The sequence below is a fragment of the Phenylobacterium sp. genome (assembly GCF_037138395.1).
Taxonomy (GTDB): Bacteria; Pseudomonadota; Alphaproteobacteria; order Caulobacterales; family Caulobacteraceae; genus Phenylobacterium.
Genome location: NZ_JBAXIM010000005.1, coordinates 17,542 through 32,015, shown reverse-complemented (window position 1 = coordinate 32,015; position 14,474 = coordinate 17,542). Strand labels below are relative to the sequence as shown.

Sequence of the window (14,474 nt, the reverse complement as noted above, 5' to 3'; positions counted from 1 at the left end):
GCGCCCCCGGCGAGGTCGAGGCCACGCTGAAGGCCCTGCGCGACAGCACAAAGACCGCATCGGCCAAGGCCAAGTTCATCCTGGCGACCGATGGCGATCTCTTCCGGGCCGAGGAGCTCGCCAGTGGCGATGGCGTGGCCTGCGAGTTCGAGGGCTTTCCGGATCACTTCGGTCTCTTCCTACCTTTGGCGGGCTTCAGCACCCTCCGCGAAATTCGCGAGAACCCCTTTGACACCAAGGCGACAGGCCGGCTGAACCAGCTCTACCTCCAACTCCTGAAAGAAAACCCCGACTGGGCCACGGCCGCCCGGCAGCCCGACATGAATCATTTCATGGCGAGGCTGATCTTCTGCTTCTTCGCCGAGGATACCGACATCTTCCCCTCGGAGGGAATGTTTACCTCCACGGTGGAACAGATGACGGCAGGCGACCCGGACAACACCCGGCACGTGATCACCGAAATCTTCCGGGCCATGAACACCCGCCCCGAAGATTTCGACGCCGCCAACCTGCCCCGCTGGGCGCGTTTCCCCCATGTGGGCGGCCAACTCTTCGGGGGTGAGGGAGGGGTCCCGGCCTTCAGCCGGATCACCCGGTCCTATCTCCTGCGGATCGGGGCCCTCGACTGGCGCAAGATCAATCCCGACATTTTCGGCTCGATGATCCAGGCCATCGCTGACGACGAGGAGCGCGGAGCCCTTGGCATGCACTACACCAGCGTGCCCAATATCCTGAAGGTGCTGAACCCGCTGTTCCTGGATGACCTGAGGGCGAAGCTGGAAGAGGCCGAAGACAATGGCCGCAAGCTCCTCAACCTCAGGAATCGGATGGCCCGCATCCGGGTGTTTGATCCGGCCTGCGGGTCGGGCAATTTCCTGGTGATCGCGTACAAGGAAATGCGGGCGATCGAGGCGGAGATTAATCAGCGGAGGGGCGAGGCAGACCTGCGCAGCAACATTCCGCTTACCAATTTTCGCGGCATCGAGTTGCGGGACTTCCCTGCCGAGATCGCCCGGTTGGCGCTGATCATCGCCGAGTACCAATGTGACGTGACCTATCGTGGACAGCAGGAGGCGTTGGCCGAGTTTCTCCCCCTCAACAACCAGAACTGGATCACGTGCGGTAATGCGCTGCGGCTGGATTGGATCAGCCTTTGCCGTCCCACTGGTATTGGCGTGAGGGTGCGCGGGGACGACCTATTCAGTACGCCCCTTGATCAGGCCGAAATCGATTTCGAGAACGAGGGCGGGGAAACGTACATCTGCGGAAATCCACCGTATTTAGGTTCTACGTGGCAGAATGGCGAGCAAAAGGCAGACCTTGAGCTGATTTTCGGGAACAGAACCAGCACCTGGAAAGCACTCGATTACGTTGCAGGCTGGTTCATGAAGGCCGCCGATTACGGAACCCACACAAACTCGTCTGCCGCTTTCGTGGCTACGAATTCCATTTGCCAGGGGCAACAAGTCTCTTTCCTTTGGCCGATGATTTTTGCGACTGGCCACGAGATTGCTTTTGCGTTCCCGAGTTTCAAATGGTCCAATCTCGCTAGTCAAAACGCGGGTGTTACCGTTAGCATTGTGGGAATATCGAACCATGCCGGCAGAACTAGGGTACTTTATTCGGAAGCTCGTGATGGGAGCATTGCCGTCAAGGTGGTCGAGAACATTAATGCTTATTTAATTGACGCGCCAAACGTCATCGTTGCCAAGGCTATGACTCCGTTAACTGAAGTGTCGCCAATGGATTTTGGCAATAAGGCCGATGACGGTGGTCACCTCACAATTTCATCCGCGCAACTGGACGAAATGCATCTCGGTCCCGAAGATCGGAACCGGTTTATCAAGCGATTTTTTGGTTCCAAAGAGTTCATCAATGGCGAGGTTCGTCATTGTATCTGGGTTTCCGAAAATGACGTTTCAGCCCTAGAGACGTGTGCACCTATCCAGCAGCAGGTCGAACGAGTTCGAAAAGCGCGTCTGTCCAGTAAAGATGCCTATGCTCGCAGTTTGGCGGAGCGTCCCCATCAGTTCAAGACCCCACGTGCGGCAAAAACACAGGTCATCGTCACTCCGCGAGTAAGTTCCGAAAATCGACCCTTTTTGCCGGTTGGTGTGATGGATGCAAAAGCGATCATCGGAGACCGAAACTTCGCCCTTTACGACTCACCCCTCTGGAACATGGCCGTCATCGCCTCACGCCTGCACTGGGTCTGGATCAGTACCGTCTGCGCCCGAATGCGAACGGACTTCTCCTATTCCAACACCCTCGGCTGGAACACCTTCCCGCTGCCTAAGCTCACAGCGCAAAACAAGGCCGATCTCACTCGCTGCGCGGAGGACATCCTACTCGCCCGTGAGGCGCATTTCCCGGCCACCATCGCTGACCTCTACGACCCCGAAGCCATGCCCGCCATCCTGCGAGAGGCCCATGAGCGCAATGACGAGGCACTGGAGCGCATCTACATCGGCCGCCGTTTCCGCAACGACACTGAGCGGCTGGAAAGGCTGTTCGAGCTCTACACAAAGATGACCAGCAAGGGGAAAGCGGCATGACTACGGCAAAGCCCATCCCTGCCGTCTCATTCACCACTGCCCGCACCGGTGCCTCGTCACGGGCGAACGAGATGGGCATGCGCCCGATGCAGGCACGGGCCTACAACAAGCGGGGCGAGCAATACCTCCTGATCAAGTCACCGCCCGCCTCTGGCAAGTCGCGGGCGCTGATGTTCATTGCGCTAGACAAGTTGCACAATCAGGGCCTCAGGCAGGCCATCATCGTCGTGCCGGAAAAGTCCATCGGCGGCAGTTTCGCGGACGAGCCCCTGACCCAATTCGGTTTCTGGGCGGACTGGACCGTCAAGCCGCAGTGGAACCTTTGCAATGCACCCGGGCCGGATGAAGAGCGGGTGGACCCTTCCAAGGTGCGCGCGGTAGAGCAGTTCCTGGGTAGCGAAGACCGGGTTCTGGTCTGCACCCACGCCACCTTCCGCTTCGCTGTCGAGGCCCTGGGGGTGGCGGCTTTTGACGACCGGCTGATCGCGGTGGACGAATTCCATCACGTCTCTGCCAACCCGAACAACCGGTTGGGCAGTCAGCTGGCCGAGTTTATCGCCCGCGACCGGACGCATATCGTCGCCATGACGGGCAGCTATTTCCGGGGGGATGCGGTTCCTGTCCTGAGCCCCGAAGACGAGGCTCGGTTCGAGACCGTGACCTTCACCTATTTCGAGCAGCTCAACGGATACGAGCACCTCAAGGCTCTGAATATCAGCTACTTTTTTTACACGGGCCGGTACCTGGAGGCGATCGAGCACTGCCTGGACCCCGCGCGCAAGACCATTGTCCACATCCCCTCGGTCAATGCCCGGGAGAGCACCAAGGACAAGATCCGCGAGGTCGAGGACATCATGAACTCTCTCGGGGACTGGCAGGGTGCCGACCCCGAGACCGGGTTCCATCGCGTGCGGTTGGCCAGCGGGAAGGTCCTGAAGATCGCCGACCTGGTGGATGACACCGACCCTTCGAGGCGTACCAAGGTGCTGGGGGCGCTGAAGAACCCAGCGCACAAGAATGACCGGGATCACGTGGACATGATCATCGCCCTGGGCATGGCCAAGGAGGGCTTTGACTGGATCTGGTGCGAGCACGCCCTGACCGTCGGATACCGGTCCAGCCTGACGGAGATCATCCAGATCATCGGGCGGGCGACCCGGGATGCTCCGGGCAAGGCGGTGGCGACCTTCACCAACCTGATCGCCGAGCCGGATGCCTCCGAGGCCGCAGTGGCCGAGGCGATCAACGACACCCTGAAGGCCATCGCCGCCAGCCTGCTGATGGAGCAGGTCCTCGCGCCGCGTTTCAACTTTACCCCGAAGAACGCTGGCCCCCTGCCCGACTTCGACTATGGCCCGGGCGGGTACCAGGAGGACCGCACAAATGTCGGGGTTCATGAGACCACCGGCGAACTTCATTTCGAGATCAAGGGACTGGTGGAGCCCTCCACCCCCGAGGCTGGTCGGATTTGCCGCGAGGACCTCAACGAGGTCATTACCGCCTTTGTCCAGGACCGAACGGCTCTGGAGCGTGGCCTGTTCGACGAGGAAACCGTGCCTCAAGACCTGACCCAGGTGCGCTTGGGAAAGATCGTCCGAGACCGATACCCGGAACTCAGCACGCAGGATCAGGAGGCCGTGCGCCAGCACGCCGTAGCAGCGCTGAACCTGACCCAGAAGGCCAAGGCCCTGGCCATGGGGGTGGAAGACGACAGCTCCGAGCCCCGGGCGAACACTGCCCTGATCGATGGCGTCCGGAAGCTGGCGATGGACGTCCGCGAACTCGACATCGACCTGATCGACAGCATCAATCCGTTCGAGTCGGCCTATTCGGTTCTGGCGAGGTCGATGAACGAGAACACCCTCAAGCAGGTCCAGGCGGCGATTACGGCCAAGCGCACCGCCATCGCACCGGACGAGGCGCGGGACCTGGCGGCCAGGGCTGTGAAGTTCAAGAAGGAGCGCGGGCGCCTGCCCGCCGCCACGTCCGCCGATCCCTGGGAGCGTCGTCTCGCCGAGGGTGCCACCGCCTTCGTGCGGTTCAAGGACGCCGGGCGCTATGAGTGACCCTGATCTCGACGCCCTTCGGGAGGAACTGGCCGAGTTCGCCGAGCCGGTGCGCAGGGCCTCGACCTATACGCCCCGGCAGGAGCGGATCATCGCCGGGTTCGAGGATATTGAGCGCTTCTTCGAGACGCATGGGCGACCGCCGCGGCATGGGGAAGAGCGCGACATCTTTGAGCGGCTGTACGCCGTCCGCCTGGACCGCATCCGCGCCCTTGAGGACTGCCGGGCGCTACTGGAGCCGATGGATCGCTTTGGGCTTCTGTCGGCCACGATAGAGGACGTCGCCTACGACGAGGCCGACCTGGACAGTCTGAGAGACGAGTTGTCCGGGATGGCCGACAGAGACGACATCACCCGCCTGCGCCATGTGCGCTCGACCGAGGATAAGCGAGCGGCGGAGGAGATTGCCGAACGCGAGGTCTGCCGGGATTTCGACCGGTTCCGAAAGGTGTTCAGCGACATCGAGCGCGACCTCAGGACGGGGGTCCGCAAGAGCCGCCCTTTTGGCCGCGAAACCGGTCTGCAGAAGGCGGAGATCAAGGCAGGGCAGGCTTTCATCCTGGGCGGTCAGATCGCGCATGTCGCCGAGGTCGGCGAGACGATCCGCGCGCCCAATGGCGAGACCGACGCCCGGCTCCGGGTGATCTACGGCAATGGGACGGAGAGCAACCTCCTCCTCCGGTCATTGCAGCGAGCCCTATACAAGGACGAGGCGGGACGCTGGATCACCGAGCCTTCCGCCGGGCCCTTGTTTGGCGAGGCGGCTGATGATGAAGATCTGGAGAGTGGGACCATCTATGTCCTGCGGAGCAAGTCCGACCACCCGTACATCGCTGAACACCGGGAACTGATCCACAAGATCGGGGTTACCGGCGGATCGGTGGAAACGCGCATCGCGAATTCGGCGCGAGACCCAACCTTCCTGCTTGCCGACGTGGAGATCGCCGCCACCTACCAGCTCTACAATCTGAACCGCACGCGCCTGGAGAACATCCTCCACCGGGTGTTCGCCCCAGCGCGCCTTGACCTGACGCTGACCGACCGGTTCGGCGGGAACGTCCAGCCGAGGGAGTGGTTCCTAGTGCCGCTGCATGTCATCGAAGAAGCGGTCGAACGCATCCGCAACGGCTCCATCGCGGACTATGTGTATGACCGCCAGACGGCAACATTGCTGCAGCCAGCAGATTGAGGGCCAGCAGACATGTCCAAGCCTCGCGCCATCAACATCTTCTTGAACGACGGTGATCCAGAAGGTCTGCGCAGCGCGCAGATTTCCCTGTCCACCATCCTAGCCATCGGGTTCCGGAAGCTTCAGCTGAAGGCGGCGCGTACGGCCTTTCCGGAGTTAGAACGCCCGGGGGTCTATATCCTGACCGGCGAGGACGTGAACAATCCCGACCAGCGGGTCGCCTACATCGGAGAGTCCGAGGGCGTCGCAGGGCGGTTGCAGTACCACGCGACCGGTAAAGACCAGTTCGGACTCAAGATGGGCTTTTGGTCCAACACCTTCGTCATCGTCTCCAAGGACGAGAACTTGACGAAATCCCACGCCCGCTACATCGAGGCGCGTCTCATCTCTGAGGCGAAGGCCAACCCCGCCTGGCAGCTCGAGAACACGCAGAAAGCCAGTGAGGTGGGCAAACTTCCCTTTGCCGACAAGGTCATCATGGACGAGTTCATCGACCAGCTAAAAGTCCTGGTCGGAGTGCTCGGATGTGACCTGTTCAAGGTTGTAACCGGCCCGATCGTGGCGGCGACCGCCAAAGGGGTTTCCGGTCTAGGGAGCAGCGCTGCGCCTGCGATCTTCGGCTACAGCGGCAAAGGTTTCTCGGGCCAGCTTGTTGTGGTGGGAAGCGGCAAAATGGCATTGAAGGCGGGGTCGATTGCCCGAAACGTCGTCGCCCCTTCACTGTCCAAGGGGGTGCTGAAACTGAGGGAAGACAACCTGAAAAGCGGAGCCTTGCTCCCTGAGGCTGAGGGTCTGCGCATCGCTACAGACATCACATTCTTGTCGCCATCGGCAGCAGGTGCCGCCCTAAGCGGCATGAGCGTCAATGGACGTACAGCCTGGAAGCTGCCCAGCGGCCAGACCTTCGCAGACTGGGAAGCAGCCCAGAGCATCGCGCCGTCGGCCCCAGACTCCGAAGAGGCCGAAGAGGGCTAACCCCCTACCCCTCCGAAACAAAATACGCGCTGTCCTCATCCTTCCCCGGCAGCCGCACCACGCCCGCCGCCTTCAGCCCGATCTTCTTCAGCACCGCCTGCGAGGCGGTGTTCCCCGGGGTGGTGATGGCGACGATGCGGCCCAGGCGCAGGTGGCGGCGGGCGTGGTCGAGGCTGGCGCGGGCGGCTTCGGAGGCGTAGCCCCGGCCCCACACGCTGGCCAGGAAGGCGTAGCCGAGGTCTGGGTCCTTCAGGCCGTCGCGCTTCACCAGGCCGCACAGGCCCACGGGGCGGCCGCCGGCCCGCTCTGTGGCGCGCCACAGGCCATAGCCATAGCCGGCGTAGGACGCGCGGGGGCCCTCTTCGATGTAGGCGCGGGCGCCGGCCAGGTCGCGCACGCCCCGGTCGCCGATGTTCTCCAGGAAGCCGGGCTCGTTCAGGAGGGCCAGGATGAAGTCGGCGTCGCGGTCGGTTTCCAGCTCGTCCAGCACCAGGCGCTGGGTGTGGAGGATGACGCTCAACGGGGGGGCTCCAGCCGGGTGACGAGGCTGGAGGTGTCCCAGCGGGCGCCGCCGAGGCCTTGCACCTCGCCATACCAGGCGTCGACCTGGCGGGTGAGGTCGAGGCGGGCGCCGTTGCGCACGGCCTCGTCCAGCACCAGGCCCAGGTCCTTGCGCATCCAGTCGACGGCGAAGCCGAAGTCGAACCTGCCCTCCGCCATCGTGGGCCAGCGGTTGTCCATCTGCCAGGACTGGGCCGCGCCCTGGGAGATGGCGGCCAGGACGTCGGCCGGGTCGAGCCCCGCGCGACGGGTGAAGTGCAGGGCCTCGGCCAGGCCCTGGACGACGCCGGCGATGGCGATCTGGTTGACCATCTTGGTCAGCTGGCCGGCGCCGGGGCCTCCCATGAGGCGGATGGCGCGGCCGTAAGACGCCAGGACCGGCTCGGCCCGGGCGAAGGCGGCGGGGTCGCCGCCGCACATGACGGTGAGCCGGCCGGCCTGCGCCCCCGCCTGGCCGCCGGAGACCGGGGCGTCGAGGAAGCTGTGGCCGGCGATGCTGGCCAGGGCGGCCATGTCCCGGGCCAGCTCGGCCGAGGTGGTGGTGTGGTCGACGATTGTGGCGCCGGGGGCCAGGGCGGGCAGGATCTGGGGGACCAGGCCGCGCACGTCGGCATCGTTGCCGACGCAGAGGGCGACGAGCTCGGCGCCTTGGGCGGCCTCGCCCGGGGTGGTGGCGGCGGTGCCGGGGTGCTGCTCCGCCCAGAGGCGGGCCTTGGCCGGGCTGCGGTTGTAGACGCTGACCGTGTGGCCCGCTGCGGCCAGGTGCCCGGCCATGGGCGCGCCCATCACGCCCAGACCGATGAATGCAACCCGCATGCGAACCTCCATCCTAAACCGCATCTTAACCCTCAGCATGGTCTGGGACGGGGGGTTCACCCGCATCGGACAGACTCATGGCGAATGACGATCGGCCTATTCTGATCAAGAAGGTCAAGAAGGTTGTTGGCGGCGGCCACCATGGCGGCGCCTGGAAGGTGGCCTATGCGGACTTCGTGACCGCCATGATGGCCTTTTTCCTCTTGATGTGGCTGATCAACACCACCAGCCCCGAGCAGAAGCGCGGCATTGCCGAATACTTTGCCCCGGCGGCGGTGTCGGATTCGAATTCCGGCGCGGGGGGGATCTTGGGCGGGACGGCCCTGGACGACAATGGCGCCAAGTCGGCGGGCTCCACCGCCGTCATGCAGCAGATGGCGCCGGACACCCGCGATGCCCCGGACGGGGCGAATACGGCGGCCTCGGTGAAGGACGCCCTGCAGGAAGCCCGGCAGAAGCGCGAGGAGGCCGAGTTCGACTCCGCGGCCATGTCGCTGAAGCAGTCGCTGCAGGCCATGCCCGAGCTGGCCGAGCTGTCCAAGAACATCATCGTCGACAAGACGCCCGAGGGGCTGCGCATCCAGCTGGTGGACCAGGACGGGCGCTCGCTGTTTGCCGAGGGCTCGGCGGTGCCGAACGACCGGGCGCGGGTGCTGCTGCGGGCGATTACCAAGACGTTGAACCAGCTGCCCAACCGGATCTCGATCTCGGGGCACACCTCGGCGGACTGGAAGGGCGGCGAGGTGGACAGCGACTGGGGGCTGTCGGCGGCCCGGGCCGATGGCTCTCGCAAGATCCTGGAGGCGTCGGGGGTGGCCAAGGACCGGGTCTATCAGATCTCGGGCAAGGCCAATTCTGAGCCCCTCTACCTGGATGACCCCAGCCTGCCGGGGAACCGGCGGATCGCCATCGTACTGTTGCGCGAGGCGCCGGTCCTGCCTCCGGAAGCTGCGTTCTGAGGCCTGACAGCGCGGGCCCTCTTGCGCGGGGGCATGGGTTCAGGGTGTAGTCTGCGGCGTGACGCAGCATTTTCCCACCCGCCAGCTTAGGTTCTACCTGACGGCGCCCGCCCCCTGCCCCTACCTGCCCCAGCGGCTGGAGCGGAAGATCTTTGCCCACCTGCCCATGACCGACGGGGCGACGGTGAATGACAGCCTGACCGAGGGGGGCTTCCGGCGCTCGCAGAACATCGCCTACCGGCCGGCCTGCGAGACCTGCTCGGCCTGTGTCTCGGTACGGATCCCGGTGGTGGACCATGTGGCCGGGCGCTCGGACCGCAAGACCCTGAACCGCAATGCCGACCTGGAGCGCGGGCTTGTCGAGGCCGAGGCCACGATCGAGCAGTTCGACCTGCTGCGCCGGTATCTGCGGGCCCGGCATGCGGACGGCGGCATGACCGACATGGTCTGGCCCGACTTCGTCGCCATGATCGAGGACACCCCGGTGCGCAGCCACCTGGTGGAGTATCGCCGGCGGTCGGAGGATGGGGGGCCGGGGGAACTGGTCGCCTGCACCCTGGTGGACCTGCTCGCGGACGGCCTGTCGATGGTCTATTCCTTCTATGACCCCGAACAGCCCCGCCGCAGCCTGGGGCGGTTCATGATCCTCGATCACCTGGCCCAGGCCCGCAGGACGGGCATGGCCTATGTCTATCTGGGCTATTGGGTGCGGGGCTCGGCCAAGATGGACTACAAGGTCAACTTCCAGCCCATAGAGGCCCTGGGCCCCGCTGGCTGGCGCCTGCTGAGCGCCCGGGACCGGGAAGGCTAGGCACTCACAGGCTGTCCACAGGCTGTCCACAGGGTCGCCACGGCCATCCCCGCCTGCGCCCCGGCCGGGCGTCGACCCGGGGGCCGGGGTGGGCTAACTCCGAGACCATGTCGCAGGCCCTGCTCGATCTGTGGAAGCCGTTGTTCGACGCCCGAGGCGGGTTCGTCGAGGCGGCGGGTAACCGCGAGGCCCGACGCCGGCTGGGGGCCTGGCCGGACTGGTCAGCGGGCTGCCTGGTCCTGGTGGGGCCGGAAGGCTGCGGCAAGAGCCGGCTGGCGGAGGCCTGGCTGGCGCGGTCCGGGGGCCTGGCCCTGGATCCGCTGAGGCCGGACACGGCTGCGGCCCGGTCCCTCCCCGTGCTTCTGGAGGATGTGGACCGGGGCGCCTGCGACGAGGGCCTGTTTCACCTGATCAACCTGGCCCCGGTGAGCGGCGGCCTGTTGATGACCGCCCGCTCAGCCCCCGCCACCTGGACGACGCGCCTGCCCGACCTGCGCTCGCGGCTGAACGCCCTGGAGGCGGTGCAGATCGAGGTCCTGGATGACGCGGTGCTGGAGGGGGTGCTCGAGGCCTTCCTCCGCGCCCGGGGAATCCGGCCCTCGCCTGACCTTGCGCCCTACCTCGTCCGGCGGATCGACCGGTCCGTTGCCGCCGCCCGGGACGTGGTGGAGCAACTCCACGAGGCCTCGGCGCGGGACCATCGCCCCGTCACCCGCGCCCTGGCCCGGGAGATCCTTGGCGACGCGACGGCAAATCTTGACCTTTTCGACGTCTGACTTGGGCCTGTCACAGGCTTGGCCCATGAGGTCGCGGGTGATACCGCTCCACCCCATGAGCCGAATCCCATGAACCCCGCCGCCCAGTCCGAGGCCGTTGGCCGCAAGCCCAGCGCGCCGCTGAGCGCGGAGCTGATGCACTCCCCCGACCGCTTCTTCAATCGGGAGATCTCCTGGCTGGCCTTCAACCGCCGGGTCCTGGCCGAAAGCCGGAATCCTCGGCACCCCCTGCTGGAACGGCTGCGTTTCTTGTCGATCTCGGCCCACAACCTCGACGAGTTCTACATGGTCCGGGTGGCGGGCCTGAAGGCCCAGGTCCGGGAAGGGGTGCGCACGGTCAGCCAGGATGGGCTGTCTCCAACAGACCAGCTCGACAAGATCAACGCCGAGACCGCCCACCTGATGAACGACCAGCAGGCCCAGTGGCGGGACCTGGCTACCGAGATGTCCACGCAAGGCCTGTCCCTCGTGTCGCCGGAGACCCTGTCGGCTGAGGACCGCGTCGCCATGGAAGAGGCCTTCCTCTCCCGGCTGTTCCCGATCCTGACACCCCTGGCGATCGATCCGGCCCACCCTTTCCCCTTCATCCCCAACCTCGCCTTCTGCCTGGCACTGAAGTTCCGCATGAAGGCCGAGCGGCGCACCCTCTACGCCCTGGTCCCGATCCCGGCCCAGGTGGCGCGGTTCTGGGAGCTTCCCTCGCACCCCGGTCCGCGCCGCCGGGCAGAGCGACGCTTCATCAGCCTCGAACACCTGGTGACCCTGTTTGTGGACCGCCTGTTCCCCGGATACCGGGTGGATGGCAAGGGGGTCTTCCGGCTGATCCGCGACTCCGACGTGGAGTTCGAAGAAGAAGCCGAAGACCTGGTCCGGGAGTTCGAGGAGCGGCTCAAGCAGCGGCGCCTGGGGTCCGTGGTCCGGGTGGAGATCGAGGCGGCCATGCCCCGCGACCTCCAGGCCTTCATCTGCGACAACCTGCACGCCCGGCGCGAGGACATCACACGGATCGACGGCCTGCTGGGCCTGGACGAGCTTGCGCAGCTGATTCCACCGAATCGGCCGGAACTGAAGTTCCGCGCCTTCGAGCCGCGCTTTCCCGAGCGGATCCGTGACCACGCTGGCGACTGCTTTGCCGCCATCCGGGAAAAGGACATCCTGGTCCATCACCCCTTCGAGACCTTCGATGTGGTGGTCCAATTCCTGCGCCAGGCGGCGCGGGACCCGCATGTCCTGGCCATCAAGCAGACCCTCTACCGGACCTCGCAGGACAGCCCGATCGTCGCCGCCCTGATCGAGGCCGCCGAGACCGGCAAGAACGTCACCGCCCTGGTGGAACTCAAGGCCCGCTTCGACGAGGAGGCCAACCTGAAGTGGGCCCGCGACCTCGAGCGGGCCGGCGTCCACGTCGTCTTCGGCTTCGTGGAGTACAAGACCCACGCCAAGCTCTCGATGGTGGTGCGGCGGGAGGGCGACCAGCTGCGCACCTACTGCCACTTCGGGACCGGGAACTACCATCCCCAGACGGCGCGCATCTACACCGACCTGTCCCTCTTTACCTCGGACCCCGCCCTGGGCCGGGATTCCGTCCGGCTGTTCAACTATATCACCGGTTATGCCCGCCCCCAGAGGATGGAGAAGCTGTCCTTCTCGCCCCTGACCATGAAGGCCGACCTCCTGCGCATGATCGCCGCCGAGGCGGACAACGCTCGGGCAGGACGGCCTGCAGCCATCTGGGCCAAGCTGAACTCCTTGGTGGACCCCGAGATCATCGACGCCCTCTACGCGGCCAGTCAGTCCGGCGCTGAGATCGAGTTGGTCATCCGCGGCATATGCTGCCTGCGACCAGGTGTGCCCGGGCTGTCAGAGAACATCCGGGTGAAATCCATCGTCGGCCGGTTCCTGGAGCATTCCCGGATCACCGCTTTCGCTAATGGCGCCGAGATGCCCTCGGCACAGGCCAAGGTCTTCATCTCCTCTGCCGACTGGATGCCCCGCAACCTCGACCGTCGCGTCGAGTCCCTGGCACCGGTGGAGAACCCGACTGTCCACCAGCAGGTGCTGCAGCAGATCCTCGTCGCCAGCATCCGGGACAAGGCGCAGAGCTGGACGCTGGACGCATCGGGCGAGTACAGCCGGGATCCCGCCTGGGACCTACCCGGGGCCTTTTCGGCTCACGAATACTTCATGACCAATCCAAGCCTTTCCGGTCGCGGAAACAAGGTGAAGGATCTGCCCGGCGCGATTGATCATGTGGCGTCTCAGGGTTAACCGCCCGCCCCCAGGGTCGGAGGCGCCCCCTGCCGGGATCCGGCACGCGGCGGTCATCGACATCGGGTCGAACTCCGTCCGCCTGGTCGTCTACCAGCTTGAAGGGCGGGCCATCTGGACCGTCTACAACGAGAAGGCCCAGGCCGGTCTCGGCCGCGACCTCCAGTCCACGGGACGGCTTTCGCCTGAGGGCGTCGAGACGGCGATGGCCGCGCTTCGAAGGTTCCGCGTCCTGCTGCAGGGTTGGAGCAGCCGGGAGACCTTTGTGGTGGCGACCGCCGCTGTCCGGGAGGCCCGGGACGCCGGCGCCTTCCTGCGCGCCGTCGAGGACGAAACGGGTATCTCGGTCCGCGTACTCTCCGGGGAGGAGGAAGCCCGATATGGTGCCCTCGGCGTCATCGCCGGGCAGGCCGACGCCTCCGGCGTCGCCGGGGACCTCGGCGGATCGAGCCTGGAACTGGTGCGACTGGACGATGTCGGCCAGGGGGTGAGCCTGCCCCTCGGTCCGCTGGCCCTGGGCGCCCCACAGCCGCTGGATCAGGACCGAGTCCGCCGCTTGATCTCCAGGGCGCTCAAGCCCCACACGGAGCGGATGTCGACCCGTGAATTCCACGCTGTCGGAGGCGCCTGGCGTAACCTTGCCCTCCTGCATATGGAGATGGAGGGCTATCCGCTTCACATCGCCCACCAATACGAGATCAAGCGGACGGACCTCCTGGACCTCTGCCGCTTCGTCGCCCGCCAGTCCAAGACCTCCCTGGAGGGAATCCAGGGCCTGTCGCGCAAGCGCTTCGACACCCTGCCCTACGCGGCTGTCGTACTCGCCGAGGTTGTCCAGGCCCTTGAGATCCAGCGGGTGGTGATTTCCGCCTACGGCCTGCGCGAAGGGCTACTGCTGGACTCCATGCCCCCGGCAATCCGGGAGCAGGATCCTCTCGTCAGCGGTTGCGAGGCCCTGGTGGCCCAGGGCGGCCTGGTCTCGGACCTCGGTCCTGTCCTGGAAGCCTTCATCCGCCCCGTCTTCGACAGCCTGCCCGCCGCCTTCGGCCTGCGCGACCCGATCCTCACCGCAGCGGCCTGTAGGCTGGCGGATCTCGGCTCGCGGCTGCACCCCGACCACAGGGCCGACCTCGCCTTTGATAAGGCCCTGAGGGCACCCATCGCGGGCATGTCCCATCCTGAACGCGCCTACCTGGCCTGCGCCATCTTCTCCCGGCACGACTCGGCACCGAATCCCCCTGAGCCCGAGGTGATCAACCGCCTGCTGACCCCAGAGCGGCGCGCCCGGGCCCGGGCCCTGGGTTCGGCGATCCGGCTCGGCTGCGACCTTGCCGGACAAAATGTGGAAGTGCTCCGGCATGCGTCCCTGGACCTGGAGGGCGATCGCCTGCGCCTTGCCGCGGAATCGGGATGGGAAGACATGCTGCTGGGCGAGCAGACTGCCAAGCGGGCCCTGACACTGGCCCAGGCCCTCAAGATCCGCCTCCAGATGGGATAA

Annotated in this window: 11 protein-coding genes; 9 read left to right on the top strand and 2 right to left on the bottom strand. The window is 65.4% G+C overall.

Translation table 11 applies throughout. The features are described from left to right. The 4 genes from WCJ52_RS00810 to WCJ52_RS00795 form a co-directional block, all read left to right on the top strand. On the top strand, positions 1-2,555 hold a 2,555-nt coding region (locus tag WCJ52_RS00810), incomplete at its 5' end, for a DNA methyltransferase (protein WP_336901385.1). Next, the gene (locus tag WCJ52_RS00805) at positions 2,552-4,621 is read left to right on the top strand and encodes a DEAD/DEAH box helicase family protein (protein WP_336901384.1); all 2,070 of its coding nucleotides are present in this window, start codon (positions 2,552-2,554) and stop codon (positions 4,619-4,621) included. The genes WCJ52_RS00810 and WCJ52_RS00805, both read left to right, overlap by 4 nt. Continuing rightward, on the top strand, positions 4,614-5,810 hold the full coding sequence (locus WCJ52_RS00800) for a GIY-YIG nuclease family protein (RefSeq protein WP_336901383.1): 1,197 nt from the start codon (positions 4,614-4,616) through the stop codon (positions 5,808-5,810). Before WCJ52_RS00805 ends, WCJ52_RS00800 begins: the two co-directional genes overlap by 8 nt. Before the next feature lie 12 nt (positions 5,811-5,822). After that, on the top strand, positions 5,823-6,785 hold the full coding sequence (locus WCJ52_RS00795; RefSeq protein WP_336901382.1) for a GIY-YIG nuclease family protein: 963 nt from the start codon (positions 5,823-5,825) through the stop codon (positions 6,783-6,785). Positions 6,786-6,789: 4 nt separating this feature from the next. Here the strand turns inward: WCJ52_RS00795 and WCJ52_RS00790 are convergent, their stop codons facing one another. Continuing rightward, positions 6,790-7,305, bottom strand: coding sequence for a GNAT family N-acetyltransferase (locus WCJ52_RS00790; protein ID WP_336901381.1), 516 nt, complete (start codon positions 7,303-7,305; stop codon positions 6,790-6,792). Beyond that, positions 7,302-8,162, bottom strand: coding sequence for an NAD(P)-dependent oxidoreductase (locus WCJ52_RS00785; RefSeq protein WP_336901380.1), 861 nt, complete (start codon positions 8,160-8,162; stop codon positions 7,302-7,304). The genes WCJ52_RS00790 and WCJ52_RS00785 overlap by 4 nt, the downstream gene beginning before the upstream one ends. A gap of 77 nt (positions 8,163-8,239) precedes the next feature. On the opposite strand from WCJ52_RS00785, the gene WCJ52_RS00780 reads away from it, so the two are divergent. The 5 genes from WCJ52_RS00780 (at position 8,240) to WCJ52_RS00760 (ending at position 14,474) form a co-directional block, all read left to right on the top strand. After that, on the top strand, positions 8,240-9,121 hold the full coding sequence (locus WCJ52_RS00780) for a flagellar motor protein MotB (protein ID WP_336901379.1): 882 nt from the start codon (positions 8,240-8,242) through the stop codon (positions 9,119-9,121). Between the two features lie 58 nt (positions 9,122-9,179). Next, on the top strand, positions 9,180-9,932 hold the full coding sequence (locus WCJ52_RS00775) for an arginyltransferase (RefSeq protein WP_336901378.1): 753 nt from the start codon (positions 9,180-9,182) through the stop codon (positions 9,930-9,932). Positions 9,933-10,039: 107 nt separating this feature from the next. After that, entirely contained in the window at positions 10,040-10,708 is a 669-nt protein-coding gene (locus WCJ52_RS00770) for a chromosomal replication initiator DnaA (protein WP_336901377.1), read from the top strand. A 69-nt stretch (positions 10,709-10,777) separates the two neighbouring features. Further along, entirely contained in the window at positions 10,778-12,976 is a 2,199-nt protein-coding gene (locus WCJ52_RS00765; RefSeq protein ID WP_336901376.1) for an RNA degradosome polyphosphate kinase, read from the top strand. Continuing rightward, complete coding sequence (locus WCJ52_RS00760; protein ID WP_336901375.1) at positions 12,957-14,474, top strand: Ppx/GppA phosphatase family protein; 1,518 nt, start codon at positions 12,957-12,959, stop codon at positions 14,472-14,474. Before WCJ52_RS00765 ends, WCJ52_RS00760 begins: the two co-directional genes overlap by 20 nt.

Coding starts and splice junctions, on each gene's coding strand:
- WCJ52_RS00780 (WP_336901379.1), top strand. CDS start 8,240: ATGGCGAATGACGATCGGCCTATTCTGATCAAGAAGGTCAAGAAGGTT.
- WCJ52_RS00805 (WP_336901384.1), top strand. CDS start 2,552: ATGACTACGGCAAAGCCCATCCCTGCCGTCTCATTCACCACTGCCCGC.
- WCJ52_RS00795 (WP_336901382.1), top strand. CDS start 5,823: ATGTCCAAGCCTCGCGCCATCAACATCTTCTTGAACGACGGTGATCCA.
- WCJ52_RS00770 (WP_336901377.1), top strand. CDS start 10,040: ATGTCGCAGGCCCTGCTCGATCTGTGGAAGCCGTTGTTCGACGCCCGA.
- WCJ52_RS00765 (WP_336901376.1), top strand. CDS start 10,778: ATGAACCCCGCCGCCCAGTCCGAGGCCGTTGGCCGCAAGCCCAGCGCG.
- WCJ52_RS00800 (WP_336901383.1), top strand. CDS start 4,614: ATGAGTGACCCTGATCTCGACGCCCTTCGGGAGGAACTGGCCGAGTTC.
- WCJ52_RS00785 (WP_336901380.1), bottom strand. CDS start 8,162: ATGCGGGTTGCATTCATCGGTCTGGGCGTGATGGGCGCGCCCATGGCC.
- WCJ52_RS00760 (WP_336901375.1), top strand. CDS start 12,957: ATGTGGCGTCTCAGGGTTAACCGCCCGCCCCCAGGGTCGGAGGCGCCC.